Raw genomic sequence first — 1120 nt, 5'->3', positions numbered from 1 at the left:
CCGCGAACACGTCGCGGAACGCCCGCCGGAAGACGAGGCGTTCGGTGTCGACGGCCGGGTCGGCCGGCTCCGCGAGCAGGGCGAAGGCCCGCCGGGGCGCCTGGAGCGCCCGCGAGGCGAAGGTCTCGACGGCCCCGGCCACCCGCTCCGCGGCGGTCCCGGGACGGTCCGCGGCGGCGGTGACCGCCGCCACCTCGCGGGCCACGAGGGTCCGGAAGAGGGCGGCGGCGAGCTCGGACTTGCCGGAGAACGACTGGTAGACGCTCCCGGTGGAGATGCCGGCCTCGGCGGCGATGGCGGCGACGGAGCAGCCGGCGTACCCCTCCCTCGACAGCAGGCGGACGGCGGCTTCCAGCACCCGGTCCCGACGGGCGTCGAGCCGGGCCTGGACGGCGGGCGGGCGGCGGTAGGGCATGGGAAGGATTGAAGCAGTGATTCACTGCTTCACACCACCCCCTGGCCGGGGCCGGTTCGCGGCGCAGCAGGAAGGTGCGGCCCTCGGGGTCGGTGCACGCGTGGGTCGGCGGTCGGTGGAACGGGGCATCGCGTACGGGTAGTTCCGCGACTGCGACGTGGCGGGGGCCGGCACGCTGGTGCCGGCCCTGTGCGACGGGCTGGGTGTCCGGCTGGTGCGCGGTGGCCCCCGGGTGGACCTCGCCACGGCCCGGGCGACGATCTGGCGGACGACCGTGCCCGTGGAGGCCTGAGGGGCCGGTGTCCCCGCCGGGCGGGCGGGAACGCCGGCGCTCGTGCCGTGCGTGCTCCTTCGGTCAGGCGCAGGTGACCGTGACCTGGCCGCTGCCGCCGTTGCTGGACAAGCCGATCGTGAACCGGCCGCCCGCGGGCTGCTGTTCGGTCCGGCCGCCCAGTGTGATCACCTGTGAGGCGCCGGCGTCGAGGGAGCCGCTGTCCGGGCCGGCGGTGACCCCGGCGGGCAGCGTTCCGATCGACCATTTCAGGTTCCCGCCGCCGCTGTTGCGCACGACCAGCGTGCCCGGCCATTCACCGTTGGCGCAGAACTCCCGGACGCTGGTCGGGCGCAGCGACAGGGCCGGGGCGGGGGCCGGGGCGGGCGCGCTCGACTGCTTCGGCGGCGCCGGTGCGGTGGAACGGGCCGGGG

General features: G+C 76.5%; 3 protein-coding genes. 1 reads left to right on the top strand and 2 read right to left on the bottom strand.

The window, feature by feature from the left end:
- Positions 1-415: TetR/AcrR family transcriptional regulator (locus VR44_RS34930; protein WP_045951667.1), on the bottom strand; the 415-nt coding region annotated here is incomplete at its 3' end.
- A gap of 157 nt (positions 416-572) precedes the next feature.
- Here VR44_RS34930 and VR44_RS48630 point away from each other — a divergent pair.
- Positions 573-707, top strand: a complete 135-nt coding sequence (locus tag VR44_RS48630) for a hypothetical protein (protein WP_281187259.1) — start codon at positions 573-575, stop codon at positions 705-707.
- A gap of 63 nt (positions 708-770) precedes the next feature.
- Here VR44_RS48630 and VR44_RS34925 read toward each other — a convergent pair.
- Positions 771-1120 (bottom strand): hypothetical protein (locus VR44_RS34925; protein WP_045951666.1); only part of this gene is annotated, 350 nt, incomplete at its 5' end.

The organism is Streptomyces katrae, from assembly GCF_000966975.1.
In the GTDB taxonomy this organism is placed as follows: domain Bacteria; phylum Actinomycetota; class Actinomycetes; order Streptomycetales; family Streptomycetaceae; genus Streptomyces; species Streptomyces katrae.
Note: the sequence above shows the minus strand (reverse complement) of the source record. Positions and strands in the feature narration are given on the sequence as shown.